Here is a 15,063-nt window from a genome sequence, read left to right as displayed (position 1 = left end):
TTACCCCTCCTGATTCTCATAATACTTTCTATAAAGCTGGCTTTTATTCAATAAAGCCTCATGATTTCCCTCTGCAACAATTTGCCCCTTATCCATAACAAAAATCCGATTACAATCCATAATATTATTCAGTCTATGGGTGATAATAATTAATGTTATGTTTGTATCATTCTTCAATGTTTCAATAATTTTACGTTCACTGATAATATCCATGTTGCTTGTCGCCTCATCTAGTATTAAAAAATCCGGATTATATAGTACTGCCCTGGCCAAGGCTATTTTTTGTCTTTGCCCTTTTGAGATATTATTTCCCCGCTCCGTCAATATACTATCATACCCCCTTGGCATATTACTTACAAAATCATGTACCCCCATCATTTTAGCCACAGTAACTAACTGATCCTCTGTAATATTATTCTCGCCCATTAGCAAGTTATCTCTTATACTTCCTGAAAAAATAAAATCCTCTTGTGTCACATATCCAATATGTTTACGCAGGTAATTTAAGCTTAGTTTTAAATGATCCACATTATTGATCAATATTTTTCCTGTTTGTGGCAGATATAACTTCATTAAAAGCTTAGCAATTGTAGTCTTACCACTGCCATTATCTCCCACAATTGCTATATTCTTACCCTTATCAATCTGAACTCCAGCTAGATTTAGTACATCTTTATATGAATTAAAACCAAAGTTAATATTTTTCATTTCAATACACTGGATACCCGTTAAATCATCTCCTAAGCCATACTCCTTTTTGACTCCCATTATTGAATCTAAACGCTCCATTGCTACTTTGGCTATATAATACTCCGGTTGCAAGTTTACTATATTACTAATTGGCATCAGCATATACCTGATTAATATGTTATATGTAATTAGCTCGCCAAGGGATATCATCCCGTGAATCACCTCAAACGTTCCTACACAAAGAATCAAAATCTCACCTACGCTATTAATTACGGTCTTTAATGCAGCCTGATTATTTTCAGCATTACCTAATTGAATAATTAAATTCTGCCATTTAATAAATTTTTCTTTTCCTGTATTAAAAATATCAGTTTGCTTTTGATAAACTTTAATCGTCTCAATTCCATCTAATGAATCAACTAAATGGCTGGTTATAACAGACTGCTGATTCATATGTTTTGCATTTAATACGGAATACTTCTCTCTATAAATAACTATTGAAATAACATAACTAATACACATTATTAATACCAGAATAAACAGTTCTATACTTTTTAAGCATAAAATAATACCCACAATTATTATAAACATAATGTCAACTGGCAGTATTAAGATACTGGTTACTAATATCTCTTGTACTTTACTGGCATCTTGAAATCTGGAAATAATATCGCCACTTTTTCTTGACTCATGAAATGAAAGCGGTAAGTTTAAAATATGATCAAAATAATCTAATGATAACTTTAAACTAATATTCTTACTTATCTCCAATGATAAACTAACTCGTATTTTATTTAAATATGCATTTATAACAGTAAGACCAATAAAAATAGAAGTAATTAAAATAAGTGAATATTCCCATTTTTTTGGTATTATTACATCTATTATTATCTGAAAATAAAATGACATTAGAATACTAAGTAACATTGACAAAAAAGATAAAATAATAATCTTTACAGCATTCTCTTTCTGGAACTGTATGAGTTTCCAAAGTTTTTTATTATTTGTATCTTCAGAATGCTTTGTAAAATCTTTACCTGGTTTTAAAAATATTAATATTCCACTCCAAATATATGGTGTAATTTCTTTCTTATCAGAATTAAAAAAGCTGTCTTTATCAACTGTTAACAGACCCACAGCAGGATCAAAAATTATCAAATTATTTTTTTTAATATTATAGATTACTATAAAATGACCTACACCATTTTCATTGTAGGTATGTGCAATGCATGGCAGGTCAATTTCACTACTGTTAAATTCTTCCGTTTTTTTTGCAGCACTAGCAAGCATACCAAGCCTCTGGGAAGCTTGTATTATATCATTTATATTAATACCTTCTTTATCCATATTTGTATAATTCTGAATCTTAGATAATGATACTCTTTTTCCATAATGCCAAGCTATAGATGCTATGCAGGCACTCGCACAATCAGTCGAATCATACTGTTTAATGCATTTATATCTCATAAGCTTTCGTCCTTTGCCATATAGTTATATCAAAAGGCTAGAATCTTTAAAAATAAAGATTCTAGCCCAAAATAAATACAGGACTTTTTAGAGGTCACAGCACTCATACACAAACTGTATATATTTTTTAGCCTTTTCGTAATCTGAATCCTTATATTTTTTTACATTGTCCTGAAACTTTTTCTTACTTGAAGGACAGCAAAAATAATATCCATAGTCAGAATTACAGGCTCCCCCTTTCACCAAATTGAGTTCCTCATTTGTTAAGCTGATCATTCCACTCATTTTAGTTACCTCCTTATTTTTTTTATATCAATGGATTTGAATCCATTCATATTAGTGGTATATATATTAAGGTAACATTAAACCTGTATGATCCATTAATGATGTAGAAAAAGCGATACTAATCGTCATTTTTTCTAATATTGGTATCTAATTTATGATTTCTTTTTCTTGTAAAATTAATTATTATATTATAAAAAATTTTTCTCGGAAGGAACGCAGCTATAAACCGGATTATTTTTGCCTCCGAACCTGGCACACTTACTACCCGCCCCTTCTTTAAGTCTTTCATTGCCAAACGAACGATTTCCTGAGGATCCATGAATTTCATAAAGCCATTTTTCTTCTTGACCACTTTCATTCCTGCACTTTCATGAAAATCTGAATCGATAAAGCCAGGGCATACCACCTGAACTCGAATAGCGGTATCAATCAGTTCCATATAAAGCCCCTCCGTAAAATTAAGTATAAATAATTTGGTTGAAGAATATAGAACGTTTCTTGGCATTACTGCAAAGGCACCATCGGAAGAAATATTAATAATAGTCCCCTTATGTCTGGGCAGCATCTGCTTTAATATATTTTGGGTTAATAGAACGACTGCATTCATTTGTAGAAACATAATGCGATCCACATCTTCTTTTGGTACTTCTGAAAATACAGGCTTCAGCCCAAATCCTGCATTATTTACTAATACCTCAATCTCTTCTTCCTTGATTTCATTAAGAAGGAGGTTTAAACCTTCTTCCTTCGCCAGATCAACTATTACTACTTTCACTTTTACATGATATGTGTTTTCTATATAGTTTGCATTTTCTATTATCTTATTTTCTCTTCTTCCTGTAATAATAAGATTGTATCCTCTTTTCGCATATTCCTTTGCATATGCCAAACCAAGTCCACTGGTTGCTCCCGTAATTAATACCGCATGTTTCATAATTTTTCTCCTTTATCATCTATTGATTGCAATTCATTGACTGTTATTCATTCGATAATCAATTTTTTACCCCGGCAATATTCCGGGGTATTTACTAGTTCAATAATAAATTGATAACCGAGATGACCTTATCCGCTTTTTCTTCTGCTGTCAGAGAATCATCATTAATAATTGGTGACTGCCCATATACAATAAACTTTGATATGCTTTCAGGATCTTTCACATTCAACTGTCCATTCCTGTTAAGGCGGACAATAAACTCTTTTATATATGGCTGAACTTTATCATTCATCTTAATTTCCAATTGCTTATGAAATAGCTGGTTTCCATCTTTATGAAAAAAATCATGATACTTTTCTTTTCCATCATTTCTGATGAAGGCATCTACTATTTTTTGATAGTACACATTCAACGATTCCTCATCCCTTTGCAGAATTTCAATTATGGGAGAGATACACTCTTCTGCATAGAGTGTTAAGGCATACTCATATAATTCGTACTTTGATTTAAAATAGTTATAGCAAAGACCTGGAACAACATGGACTGCTCTTGCAATATCTTTCATGGAAGTTGCTTCATAACCTTTTTCACAAAATAATCTCATGGCGTTATCTGCAATTTCACGCTTACGGACTTCTGGTTCTTTTGATATTCTCATTTTCCGCCTCCTGCAATCGCATTATAGCACTCCAGTGAATAACAGTCAATGAGCCCCATTCAATTATATTTACAAATTTCCAGAAAAAAGATACCGATAAGAAATATAACTGCATCTTCCAATCAATGATCCACACGCAAAGCTCATAAGTCCGACTCCAATTATATCACTGCCTGCATCCCCTATGAATTTCAGTCCCCATTTCGCTAGGATAACTAAAATATAGATAAGAAGGCTTAAATAGGATTCTTTATAGTACATTTTTTCGTCTGAATCTCTTTCATACTTTAAAGATCCCCCTCTCATCAAGCCAACACACAAACCTATAATTCCAAAGACAGCTAATGCCATCATCATTTCAGATGAGTAAGAAAAATTCTGCTTTCCATAATCTTCTAACATCATTCCAATAAATAAAACAGGCATAATCCATAGATTTGGAAATTTAATTAGTTTTGTTTTCCCTTTCGAAACATTGGATATTTTTAAAAGCAACAGAATCACAATCCCATACGACATTGTCATGATACAATTCCCTCTCTCACAAATACCGCTTTTTTTCTAAGAATCAGCGTGATTGCTTTTGCCAGGAAAAAGCCTGTAAATATATAAAGAGCAGTGAGTCCGATATATTCCCCACTATTTAAATTGACTTCTCCGCCAGCAATTGTTTCAAACCATGGTAACACCAAAACTCTCACTGGAATAAAAACAAGCCAGAACGACATTCCAAGCATGGTCCCTTCTGTAAAGGCTTTATGGTCTGCAATGGTGATTCTGGCAAGTATGCCTTGCAGGATACCAATGGCGAGTCCAACAAAAATCCTGAAAGAAAGTCCGGTTACTACTGAGTGCAGGAACCTGCAATGAATATATCGCTCAATGGAAACCAGCATAAAAATCACAAATGGAATAAAAATCCTCCCATTAATTTCCTGTTTCTTAAAATGATTTGTGACAAAAAAAGCAAATACTGCAATTGAAATAATAACAGTGATTATCTGCTGCATAGATTATCTCCTCTTCCTGATTCCTTTAATTTTTATAGTAAAAGCTTATCAGGAATTGCTATGCTTTTCATCTACCTTAAGTCATATGGAAGGTCACAAAACAATTAATTGTCCATGACTTTGGTCATATATACCATCAATTGCTTCCGATTTTCCATCCCCAGCTTGTCCAGTATTTTGGTCACATGATTTTTTACAGTTCCCTCTGACACAAACACCTTGGAAGCGATTTCCCGGTTTGTATTTCCCTGCATGACCATACATGCGATTTCAAATTCACGGCTTGTAAGTTCCTGCAATACTTCCGGTCTCTTACCTGAATTTTCTGTTACTGGATTTGCGTCTGGTTCATCTGCCCCGATTCCGCCTTTATTCAGCCGCAGCGCTGATACTACAGTCTCCGTAACCCTTGGGTGGAGCAGCATTCCTCCCTTTGCAATGGTCTTTATTGCATGGATCAGATCATCTGGATCGGAATCTTTTAACAGATATCCGTCTGCTCCATTCTCCAATGCATGAAAAATATATTCTTCATCTTCAAATGTTGTTAAAATCAGTACTTTTACATCAGGATATTTCTTTTTTGCCATCAGTGTTGCTTCTACCCCATCCATGCGGGGCATTCGAATATCCATAAGAATCACATCACAGGATAGCTGTTCCATTTTATCGATTAAATCAATTCCATCCGCTGCTTCTTCTACCAGCTTAAGCTCTGAATCCAGGCCGATTACATACCGTAGTCCATGACGAATAATGGGCTGATCATCTGTATTATTATTCGAATCACCGAATCGTTCCTCCTGACTGAATTTAATCTCTACTTTTAAAGAAAATCCGTTGTTCTCCGTACTATTTAGTGTACAGACACCATTCCATTTCTTCATACGTTCCTCAATTCCAAGAATTCCATAAGATTTATGGATGGTATCCGCTCCTACTCCATCATCTTTCACAGAAAACTCCAGACCCCCATCCGTCATGGTTAATGCAATCCAGATATGCTTTGCATCCGAATATTTCATGGAATTTGTGATACTTTCCCGAATTAATTTATAGATATCTTCCTTTAAGCCCAAATCAACTTTGTCTATTCTTTCATCACAATCGAGATGAATCTCCTGACTCTCGGTTTGAACTATGGATTGAATCAACTGCTCCAGTGCGGCCTTTAAATCAGAATACTTACTATTTTCTTTAAGCCGATATACTGTATTTCGCAGCTGTAAAATACTGTCCTGTATTACTTCATTCAAGGAAGAAAGGATTTCCTTCTCTTTTTCAGGATTGATTGCAATGTATTTTTCCAGCACCTTAACATACATCTTTACTGCAACTAAGGTGTGCCCGATAGAATCATGCAATTCCTGCGCAATCGCCTCCCGTTCCCTGCTTCTTGCCAATTCCTCATTTAGTTGCTGCTGTTGCTTTAACAATTCATTTTTTTCATTTAACTGGTGATTCAGCAACTCTAATTTTTCTTTCTGCTTAATTTGCTCCATGATGAGGATACAGATAAATACACCGATAAGAAAATATACAATATCATACCCCACATAGGACCAGGCAGTTTCCGTGCTGCCTTCCTTTAAAAATCGTCCTAAATCCGTTAGCAGATAACTTACTCCGTATAAGCCCAGCAAATTGGCGGGTATTTGCTTTCTATCATAAAACAGCAGTTCAATTAAAATAATATAGATATAAATATATGTGCCTGCAATATATTTTAAAATGCAGGCTGTACCCATGGAGAATAAAATGGATGCTATGGCTTTTGTGTCCCAGGTTACCTCTGGGTTGTTATTTCTTAATTCCTTTTTTCTATAAAAATCATTGCAAGTACTTAAAGTATATAAAATTATCAGAACGATTATTCTGTCTCTCCCAGCCGCAAAAATATTGATGTAAACAAGCACGGAAAAGAATGCTTTTATGATGAGTGAGTTATATTTATTAATTTTCATGATTTTCTCCCCCATTTCCCCATCAGAGGATTGGATTTTGTAATTGTATCACATAAATAAATGGGGTTCAATGTGGTGGTCCTGTCATGTTACAGCTATTGTAATTTATTTATCTTTGCGAAATTGGTTTGGCGTCTTTTGATATCTCTGTTTAAAAAGCCGGATAAAATGCTCTACGTTGTGATAACCAACCGCTTCAGATATATCTTCAATCAAAAGATTACTGGAACAAAGCATGCTGCGTGCTTTTTCTAATCTTATCTCCTGTAAAATAGAGCGAAATGATTTCCCTGTTTTATGTGTTATATATTTTGACAGATATGTTTTAGTTAAATGGAATTTTTGCGATAAATCAGCAATTGTAACCCTTTCACAGTTATTTTCAATATACTGCAGTATCTGAGTCATACGGGTATCAGCTTTTTGACAATCTCGTATTATTTCAATTTCAGCCGGGTCACATCTTAATAAATAGCACAACAAAATTTCAAAAAGATTATTCATGACATTTTGAAACCCTGCATATTGATTGTAGTTCTCCTGGTACATCTGAAGGAACACATTTTTGATCTCCTCATCTGAATCCATATGAAACAATAAGACACTCCCCCCATTTTGAGAATATAACGCATTGAGAAAAAAGTCTGAGGTCAGACTATTTCCCGCTAAGCATCGGAAAAACTCTTTCCGGAATGTGCTTTTGCGGACAGTCATCTGCAGGGCTATTGTTTCCTCCATAACATAGGGCGTATGAAGAATTCCAGGCGAGATAAAGCAGACATCGCCTGGTTGTAAGGTTAAGGGATTCTCTCCGATTTCTATTTGCATATTATTATCTACAACATATACAATTTCAAAGAAATCATGAATTGCGGAAAGATGAGGCATAAGACGACAGTATTTTTCAATATAAATATCTGTCTCCAGGCTCTCCCACATGGATTCCTCACCGTTAAATGCTTCATATGATTTGGGGAGTATTTCCTTTATATAGATTCTTTCTTTTATTAGCCTGGCCGGATCGTGCTGTTCCAGAAAATGCTTTAAAGCTTCTTTGTCATTGTAAATCGAGGCATAATGGTGATAAAAGATTTCCTTGTCATTATACTCTTTTAAATGCTGCATCACTTCACTCTTAGCTATCTTTTTGTCATTCATCCGCTGAATTCTCCCAATAATCGATTCATAGCAATGGCCAGTGCAAACGCTGATGCTTTTATAATATCACGATTGATTCCAACACCCCAGTATTGTTTTCCATTTTTTTGAATTCCTATATAAGCGGAAGCTAAAGCAGATGAGTCTGCTCCCATAGAATGTTCTTCGTATACTTCTAAGTCATATTCTACGGAAAAATGTTTCTTTAATGCATTGCTGATTGCATCAAGGCTGCCTGCTCCGTGACCTTTTACACCGATTGTATTATCATCCTGTAATATGGTAAGAAAAGCTTCATTTGCTTCTTCTACATTAACTTTTATGGATTGGATTTGAAATGCAGGAAAGTATTCAACGTATTGCTGCCTGAATAATTGATATATTTCTTCCGTTGACAACTCTTTACTATCTCTGTCTGATACTTTTTTTACAAAATATCCGAATTCTTCATTCATTCGATATGGCATATGAATACCATAAGCATTTTCCAGTATATAACCGATTCCCCCTTTACCAGACTGACTGTTAATACGGATAACATCGGTTTCATAATTTCTTCCCAAGTCGGAGGGGTCTACTGGAATATACGGCACATCCCACTTCTGCATTTTTTCCTGTTCCCGATATTTCATTCCTTTTGAAATTGCATCCTGATGGGATCCTGAAAATGCTGTAAAAACAAGGGAACCTGAGTATGGCTGTCTTTCAGAAATTGACATTTTTGTTAAACGCTTATAAGTATCACAAATCTGATTCATATTACTGAAATTCAATTCAGGATCTACTCCCTGTGTATACAGATTCATGGCCACTGTGATAAGATCAACATTTCCCGTGCGTTCTCCATTTCCAAAAAGAGTCCCTTCCACACGCTGAGCACCGGCTAAGATTCCATACTCCGCGTCACAGACACCACAACCTCTGTCATTATGAGGATGAATGGATAAAACAACAGAATCTCTGTCCAACAGATTATTGTTGATATACTCCAATTGACTGGCGTAGATGTGTGGCATGGCGTTCTCTACCGTTGTTGGAATATTGATATTTGCTTTATGATTGGGCGCAGGCTTCCATATTTCTAAGACACTGTTGCAAATATCAAGGGCATAGTCAACCTCTGTTCCCGGAAAACTTTCAGGACTGTATTGAAAATAGAAATCCCCCATTGTTTCTTCAGCCAGTTTCTTAAATAATCTGGCTCCGTCAACTGCCAGCTTCTTAATATCTTCTTTTGATTTATGGAATACCTGCCTGCGCTGGGCTTCTGATGTGGAATTATACAAATGCACAATGGCTTTTGGAACGCCATCCAGTGCCTCAAAGGTTCTGCGGATAATGTGCTCTCTTGCCTGAGTAATTACCTGAATCGTAACATCTTCCGGAATCATTTTATTTTCGATTAATGTCCTTAAAAACTGATAATCTGTTTCCGAAGCGGCTGGAAATGCCACTTCAATTTCTTTAAATCCAATCTCCAATAACATTTGATACATCTCGAGTTTTTCCTGTAATGTCATGGGAATGGGTAATGCCTGATTTCCATCTCTTAAATCCACACTGCACCAGACTGGTGCTTTCTCAATTGATTCCTTTTTTACCCAATCATAAGAGATCACTGGGGGTAAATAGAATTTTTTCTCATATTTCTGATGACTAAACATAATTCATTCCTCCTTCATGATAATAAAAAAAGCCTCACATCTCCGGCAATCTGCCAGGGAGACGAAAGACTTGATCTTACGCGGTACCACTCCGATTCATAACAATTCAGTTATGCGCTTATCAGGATACGGGCAATGATGCCTTATATCCGCCCCATGTAACGGTGGGTTTTCCGATCTTAGCTACTCTCTGATTGGAACAAACCATAATCCGATTTGACTAAGACTGCTCAAAGGTGAGTTCTCTGTATTCCTTCTATTGCTTCGCATCAACCAGCAACTTTCTGAAACCAGTTTACAGATACTAATCCTTTTCTTTGCATTTTCAATATTTATTTTCCTTATACTATCAGATAGAGGGTTGACTGTCCAGTGGGGAATGTGTCATTATGAATTGATGTTTTGTGCACTTATTTTATATATGGGATCTATTTATATCACACAGAAGCGATAATATAGTAACTATTTTTTTGCAAGAAAATATTTTTTTATGTTATACTAATTCAATATCGGTAAAAAGCAATGAAAGGATGATTAATTATGCCTTGTGATAAATTCTGCCCTATTGAGCATACGGTCAATCTGATTGGGCATAAATGGAAGGTTCTTATATTACGAAATTTATTTAATTCCGGCACCCAGAGATTCATTGAGTTAAGTAAGGGAATTAATGGAATCAGTCAGAAAATGCTGACACAGCAGCTTCGGCAATTGGAAGCGGATGGAATCATTTGTAGAACGGTATATCCCGAAGTTCCTCCAAAGGTAGAGTACTCCCTGACGGAACTTGGAAAATCATTAGGTCCCATTCTGGAAGAGATGAATCAATGGGGGAAAAAACATATGGCACAAATTGATGCTGATGCTGATAAATAATGATATATAATTTACTAAGGGAAAGGGGGTCAGGCAGTTTACTGTAACTGTCTGACCCCCTATTTAGATTCATTCAACAACTTCATTATTTTTTATTCATTAGAATTAACCCGATAATACTGATACATACTCCAATGGTATTCACAGGAGAAATTTTTGTTTTATAAAAAATAATTCCAATGATAATTAACATAATTGTTGAAATTATACTTACAAAAAGAGGAGCAACAGCTATATTCCAGCCACTTCTATAAAGATACAAATATCCGATCTCCAATCCTAGCGCTGATAAGCCTAATAAATAGCTGGCCCAGTTTAATTGTTTTAGTGAGCTTACTATATTGCGATCGATGGGTAAAAAAGCAAATGCTAATACCGAAAAAAGGATTGCTGTAATATATGTCACTATCATCGATATAAAAGGATTTATCGTTTGATTAATTGATTTTTGGCTGATATTATACATTACAGTTGCCAATACTGTGATTACCATAGAAATATAATACATATAAAAAAACCTTTCTCTTTATTAGAATTATTTTACAAATGTATTCTTTATCTGTAAAATCACCAGTTTTTCATCTCCATCATTTGTAAAACCATGACTCTCATCATGGGGAGACAGCATCACATCTTTCTCTTTTATTGAAATATCCTTGCCATCTATGGTTATGATTCCTTTTCCACTGATAACATAGAAAATTTCATCTAAATTCGAATGTTTATGAGGAGTCATTGTCTCTCCTGGCTCATAGAATAAAATCCCAGAATCCATTGTGCCCTCTGTAAATAGTGCTTTCCGCTTCATTATTTCTGTTATATCGTTAACATTTATTTTTTCCATTACGTATCCCTCCAGATAGGTATTATTTTAATTAGTGCCCGCAAATTAATTGACGTCAATCATTCAGATAGCGCTTCTGTACTTTTACTATAATAAAGATACTAAAATTTTGCAATAAGGCACTATTTTGTGTTATACGAACGAAATAGTAAGTAAGGACATGACTTGAAAGATGTTATTGTTATATCGGACAATAAAATAAGCCCATATGCTCGTACTTTTCATACAAGCATATGGACTCATATAGATATTGAATTTTTCATATTGTTAATAAATTATCCATTATCTTCTAATTGCTTTGCCACTATAACAAACTTTATTCGTTTTAAATGGTTATAAAATCGAAATTTGATTCCGTCCGTTTTTCTTAGAATGATATAATGCCTCATCAACTCTCTTAACCATCTGCTCCATACTAAGATCTTCATCCACCGCTGAAATCCCCACGCTGATGGTCACATGGTAACTTTCATTCTTTTCCTCACTTATCAATGACTCCATAAACTGTTCCATGATTTGCTTTGCTTCATCCACTCCCACCAATAAAACTCCGAAGAATTCATCTCCACCCCATCGTGCTGCGATTCCATTTTCGCCTATTGCATGTTGCAAGTCTTCCCCAACCATTGCAATGACTGAATTTCCAAATATGTGGCCATATGTATCATTAATATCCTTAAAATGGTCTATGTCGAACATAAACAGCGTTTTTTTCGTCTTCCGGTTCTTTCGAAGAAATGACAAATACCGTTTGGAAAATTGCTTTCGATTGGGAAGTCCTGTTAACTCATCCGTATTCTCAATCTTTACAATACGCAAATTGCAATTGATAAATACAGATGTGGAAACTACAATACAGGCAGCCAGTGCAACAAGCATAAAAAACACATTGCTTTTTACGCGTTCCTGAAACACCTGGCTAATGGAACTGGTATCCATCTCAAGAACCAGATACCAGCCAAGTATTTTATCATACTGGGTGATTAAGCATTTTCGCTTTCCTTCCGATGTGTACCACTGCATGATTGGGGTTTCTGACTGATTTAACTGAAGACGTTCTTTAATCCCAACCCTTTTTTGCAGTTCTTCTTCACTGATAAAGATATCGGTATCCCCTTTAAAAGAAGTTTCGGCTCCCATGACATTAATGATATGAACCGACAAGCCATAGTCTCTTTCATAAGAATAGATCGTATCACCCAGGGAATCAACCTGTAGCCCCACTCCAATCACACCCAGAAGTGTTCCATCATTGCCTTCCACACGGAAATTAACAAAGACCGTTATATAGTCTTCCTTTGTCTCATTGGTATCTACCTCAAGATCATACTCATTGCCTGATTTAATAAAATTATAATACCAGATATCGTGCTCATCTGTCTTTGAAATTATCTTATTAAAGCCGTCCTGATAATAATAATTTCCTGTTTCTGCTGAAATACAAAACACCGTGGTATATCCATACTTATTCCGATACGCGTTCAAATAATTATATAATTGTTTCAGGTATGTATCATTTCCAACATTTTGGGGTTCCTGTGAAAGCCATTTTTTCAGAAACTCATCATTCGCCATTGTTTTGGAAACCATTACTGGTTTCGTCATAGCGTCTTCCACATGGCTGGAAATATCTTTATTAGACAGGCTTAAAATATTTTCCAAATGTTTTTCCGCCAGATCCTGATACGCGGTGGTATCTCGATAAACAATACCGATAAATCCAATTACAATGGAAATAATGATAATAAGATTGCTGAGTAGTAGTATATGCTTTTTCACATTTGCTCCTCTTCGTCATACCCTGGGTGTATTTTTAGCTAAAATATCTTTCTTATTATATACAATAAACCACGTCATTTCTACTATATAATTATATGCTTTGGAAAATTAAGTTAAAAAGCTTTTTCATCAGATATCCTATCCATCAACCAGATGGAGGGGTGGGACTATATCCAGTTAAAGAAACCCAGGAAATAGTTGACAATCTCTGCATATGCTGTATCATTAATTGAGTAGTTGCATGGTTATACGTTTTTTTACGTTTGTGGAGGTTTATATGAAGAGAATCTGCATTTTTTTAATCATTAATTTAATGTTTATATTGGTTGGGTGTACAACTAGTGAATATATTGATAAGTCCACCCTCTCTGAGGTGGAAACTAATGCTTTAAAGGACAACACGATTAATAACAATGAGGAAATTTTGGATTTACCAAAAGAGTTATATAAAATCGAAAACTCTGCATATGCACAACCATTGCGTTATGATTTTAAAGTCGCGGATAACACAGAATTCACTATTACCGTATCCAATGAATCTGGAGACTTCAAGCTTGGAATAAAAGATAAGGACACAAAAGACTTTGTGTACCCAATGAAAGAATATCAATCTGGCACCGATACCGTGACACTAACAAAAGGGAATTATAGCATTATAATAACAGAACGCGAATTCACCGGTAGTTATCATATAATAGGCACTACGGTAGAATAGGATTTTCTAAGTTCTTTTCCAACTCAGGTTCAAACTAATTCGGTAGATTCCCAAACGCGGGGTTGGAGGGGATAGGCTTCCTATCTGCTTGCTTAGTAGCTAATTTGCTTCATAAATTTATTCCATCAAGTTTCTTACTGAAATACAGGTTTCTTCATAAGAAATATCCTTGGCATATACAAAATCTTTTTGATAGCGTCTCCAGTGATTTTGCCGCCTTTCTAACATATAATTCTGCATGATAAGCTGAGCTGAAATACTTTTTTTTTGCTATACTTTAAGTTGCATTACATTTTTCATAACAGTATCTCCAAATAAGCTCTAAGCCGTTTTTCTACATGCAAGTTTTTAGCGTATTCTGATATTAAAGGAATATTTTTATCCAATCGCTTGACGTATCTTTTAAATGCATCAGAAACCACTTGGATATTTACATCATTTTGGGTTCTCAAAATATCACAAAGAGTTTTCTCCATACAGTACGCATTTACCAAGTTACCTGCTGGAGTTTTTAGTTGAATCACACCCATCTCATACCACTATGGTTTTGTTCGATTACATTTGACATTTTGCTTTTTCAATACTCCAATATTATATTTTAATGGAAATGTCATATGAAAACGAATTGGTGTTCTATCCGTTAAATCATTGAGAAATAGCGCTGTTTTACCTGAAAAAATACCCTTCTTATATCTAATTTGCAGTTGATACATTTCATTATCCCAGACCTCTGCTAATTGATACACGTCTCTAGAGGCATGTTCTAATAACCCAGAATTGACCAGATGATTTAAACTACCTCTTGAAATACCAGCTTGGGTTACTTCTGCTGCTGTTACCACTCCATTATTCTTTCGCACTAATTCTAATATCATTTCTGCATTTGACATACATCACTTTCTCCCTCAAATTATATACTTAAAAGTAAATGGTAAATAACCCGTCTACTTTTGGATTCCTCATAAAATTGAGATAATGGTGTAAAGTTGAAAAGTTTCTAACAAACTTTTCACACAGAA

At 34.9% G+C, this 15,063-nt stretch carries 15 protein-coding genes and 1 other annotated feature; of the genes, 2 read left to right on the top strand and 13 right to left on the bottom strand.

The window, feature by feature from the left end; genetic code table 11:
• The 9 genes from BXY41_RS03400 to BXY41_RS03360 all read right to left on the bottom strand — a co-directional run bounded on the left by BXY41_RS03400 (window position 1) and on the right by BXY41_RS03360 (window position 9,830).
• Window positions 1-2,157: a peptidase domain-containing ABC transporter gene (locus BXY41_RS03400; protein ID WP_104434686.1), complete on the bottom strand. Its 2,157-nt coding sequence runs from the start codon at window positions 2,155-2,157 to the stop codon at window positions 1-3.
• Window positions 2,158-2,244: 87 nt separating this feature from the next.
• The gene (locus BXY41_RS03395) at window positions 2,245-2,442 is read right to left on the bottom strand and encodes a hypothetical protein (RefSeq protein WP_104434684.1); all 198 of its coding nucleotides are present in this window, start codon (window positions 2,440-2,442) and stop codon (window positions 2,245-2,247) included.
• A 118-nt stretch (window positions 2,443-2,560) separates the two neighbouring features.
• Window positions 2,561-3,376, bottom strand: a complete 816-nt coding sequence (locus tag BXY41_RS03390; protein WP_104434682.1) for an SDR family NAD(P)-dependent oxidoreductase — start codon at window positions 3,374-3,376, stop codon at window positions 2,561-2,563.
• A gap of 94 nt (window positions 3,377-3,470) precedes the next feature.
• On the bottom strand, window positions 3,471-4,034 hold the full coding sequence (locus BXY41_RS03385; RefSeq protein WP_104434680.1) for a TetR/AcrR family transcriptional regulator: 564 nt from the start codon (window positions 4,032-4,034) through the stop codon (window positions 3,471-3,473).
• A gap of 69 nt (window positions 4,035-4,103) precedes the next feature.
• Entirely contained in the window at window positions 4,104-4,559 is a 456-nt protein-coding gene (locus tag BXY41_RS03380; RefSeq protein ID WP_104434678.1) for a DUF1453 family protein, read from the bottom strand.
• Window positions 4,556-5,044, bottom strand: coding sequence for a hypothetical protein (locus tag BXY41_RS03375; protein ID WP_104434676.1), 489 nt, complete (start codon window positions 5,042-5,044; stop codon window positions 4,556-4,558). Before BXY41_RS03375 ends, BXY41_RS03380 begins: the two co-directional genes overlap by 4 nt.
• Before the next feature lie 104 nt (window positions 5,045-5,148).
• Complete coding sequence (locus BXY41_RS03370) at window positions 5,149-7,008, bottom strand: helix-turn-helix transcriptional regulator (protein ID WP_170072182.1); 1,860 nt, start codon at window positions 7,006-7,008, stop codon at window positions 5,149-5,151.
• 105 nt (window positions 7,009-7,113) lie between these two features.
• Window positions 7,114-8,166, bottom strand: a complete 1,053-nt coding sequence (locus BXY41_RS03365) for an AraC family transcriptional regulator (RefSeq protein WP_104434672.1) — start codon at window positions 8,164-8,166, stop codon at window positions 7,114-7,116.
• On the bottom strand, window positions 8,163-9,830 hold the full coding sequence (locus BXY41_RS03360; RefSeq protein ID WP_104434670.1) for a 2-isopropylmalate synthase: 1,668 nt from the start codon (window positions 9,828-9,830) through the stop codon (window positions 8,163-8,165). The genes BXY41_RS03365 and BXY41_RS03360 overlap by 4 nt, the downstream gene beginning before the upstream one ends.
• Window positions 9,831-9,884: 54 nt before the next feature.
• Window positions 9,885-10,157, bottom strand: a binding site (T-box leader).
• Window positions 10,158-10,370: 213 nt separating this feature from the next.
• Between BXY41_RS03360 and BXY41_RS03355 the strand changes: the two genes are divergently transcribed.
• Window positions 10,371-10,706 (top strand): winged helix-turn-helix transcriptional regulator, encoded by a 336-nt coding sequence (locus tag BXY41_RS03355; RefSeq protein WP_104434668.1) that lies wholly within the window; start codon window positions 10,371-10,373, stop codon window positions 10,704-10,706.
• Window positions 10,707-10,791: 85 nt separating this feature from the next.
• Here BXY41_RS03355 and BXY41_RS03350 read toward each other — a convergent pair whose 3' ends face one another.
• From BXY41_RS03350 to BXY41_RS03340, 3 genes are all read right to left on the bottom strand, one after another.
• Window positions 10,792-11,214 (bottom strand): EamA family transporter, encoded by a 423-nt coding sequence (locus tag BXY41_RS03350; protein ID WP_104434666.1) that lies wholly within the window; start codon window positions 11,212-11,214, stop codon window positions 10,792-10,794.
• A gap of 27 nt (window positions 11,215-11,241) precedes the next feature.
• A complete protein-coding gene (locus BXY41_RS03345; RefSeq protein WP_104434664.1) occupies window positions 11,242-11,550 on the bottom strand; it encodes a cupin domain-containing protein in 309 nt (102 codons plus the stop codon).
• A gap of 333 nt (window positions 11,551-11,883) precedes the next feature.
• The gene (locus tag BXY41_RS03340) at window positions 11,884-13,329 is read right to left on the bottom strand and encodes a sensor domain-containing diguanylate cyclase (RefSeq protein WP_104434662.1); all 1,446 of its coding nucleotides are present in this window, start codon (window positions 13,327-13,329) and stop codon (window positions 11,884-11,886) included.
• 277 nt (window positions 13,330-13,606) lie between these two features.
• On the opposite strand from BXY41_RS03340, the gene BXY41_RS03335 reads away from it, so the two are divergent.
• Window positions 13,607-14,044 (top strand): hypothetical protein, encoded by a 438-nt coding sequence (locus BXY41_RS03335; RefSeq protein WP_104434660.1) that lies wholly within the window; start codon window positions 13,607-13,609, stop codon window positions 14,042-14,044.
• A gap of 539 nt (window positions 14,045-14,583) precedes the next feature.
• Here BXY41_RS03335 and BXY41_RS27070 read toward each other — a convergent pair.
• Window positions 14,584-14,934: a type IV toxin-antitoxin system AbiEi family antitoxin domain-containing protein gene (locus BXY41_RS27070; RefSeq protein ID WP_242980028.1), complete on the bottom strand. Its 351-nt coding sequence runs from the start codon at window positions 14,932-14,934 to the stop codon at window positions 14,584-14,586.
• Between the last annotated feature and the right edge of the window lie 129 nt (window positions 14,935-15,063).

Origin of the sequence: Lacrimispora xylanisolvens, assembly GCF_002934545.1 — a bacterium.
GTDB lineage: Bacteria > Bacillota > Clostridia > Lachnospirales > Lachnospiraceae > Lacrimispora > Lacrimispora xylanisolvens.
This window is presented reverse-complemented; position numbering and strand designations above follow the sequence as displayed.